This is a genomic window from Massilia sp. KIM (assembly GCF_002007115.1).
GTDB lineage: Bacteria > Pseudomonadota > Gammaproteobacteria > Burkholderiales > Burkholderiaceae_D > Telluria.
In genome coordinates, this window is sequence record NZ_MVAD01000011.1 from 2,052 (window position 1) to 3,305 (window position 1,254).

Below are 1,254 nucleotides of genomic sequence, written 5' to 3' on the forward strand. Positions count from 1 at the left end.
AAAGACATATCCGCAGCTTCGGTGACTGGCTTAGCCCCGTTACATCTTCCGCGCAGGACGACTCGATCAGTGAGCTATTACGCTTTCTTTAAATGATGGCTGCTTCTAAGCCAACATCCTGACTGTTTTAGCCTTCCCACTTCGTTTTCCACTTAGCCAATCTTTGGGACCTTAGCTGGCGGTCTGGGTTGTTTCCCTCTTGACGCCGGACGTTAGCACCCGACGTCTGTCTCCCAAGCTCGCACTCATCGGTATTCGGAGTTTGCAATGGTTTGGTAAGTCGCAATGACCCCCTAGCCATAACAGTGCTCTACCCCCGATGGTGATACTTGAGGCACTACCTAAATAGTTTTCGGAGAGAACCAGCTATTTCCAAGTTTGTTTAGCCTTTCACCCCTACCCACAGCTCATCCCCTAATTTTTCAACATTAGTGGGTTCGGACCTCCAGGGCGTGTTACCGCACCTTCATCCTGGCCATGGGTAGATCACTTGGTTTCGGGTCTACACCCAGCGACTGTCGCCCTATTCGGACTCGATTTCTCTACGGCTCCCCTATCTGGTTAACCTCGCCACTGAATGTAAGTCGCTGACCCATTATACAAAAGGTACGCCGTCACCCCACGAAGAGGCTCCGACTGTTTGTATGCACACGGTTTCAGGATCTATTTCACTCCCCTCCCGGGGTTCTTTTCGCCTTTCCCTCACGGTACTGGTTCACTATCGGTCGATTACGAGTATTTAGCCTTGGAGGATGGTCCCCCCATGTTCAGACAGGATTTCTCGTGTCCCGCCCTACTTGTCGTACGCTTAGTACCACCGTCCTGATTTCGCATACGGGGCTATCACCCGCTATGGCCAGAGTTTCCAATCTGTTCTGCTATCAAGTCGACTATCACGTACAGGCTCATCCCATTTCGCTCGCCACTACTTTGGGAATCTCGGTTGATTTCTTTTCCTGCAGCTACTTAGATGTTTCAGTTCGCCGCGTTCGCTTCGTTACCCTATGTATTCAGATAACGATGACCTAAAAGGCCGGGTTTCCCCATTCGGAAATCTGCGGATCAAAGCTCGTTTGCTAGCTCCCCGCAGCTTATCGCAAGCTACTACGTCCTTCATCGCCTGTAATCGCCAAGGCATCCACCATGTGCACTTATTCACTTGTCCCTATAACGTTGGCCCCTGCATGAGTATCAGGGAACGTCATAAGTCAAGAATACTGCTTGTGTGATACAACAATTACTACCCTAAGAATG

Annotated in this window: 1 other annotated feature (cut by a window edge). The window is 50.3% G+C overall.

Features of this window, described 5'->3' with window-relative positions:
• Positions 1 to 1,165: a sequence feature (mutual gap in cmsearch alignment for this rRNA model is longer than 100), on the reverse strand; it reaches 1,854 nt to the left of the window's first position.
• Positions 1,166 to 1,254: the final 89 nt, after the last annotated feature.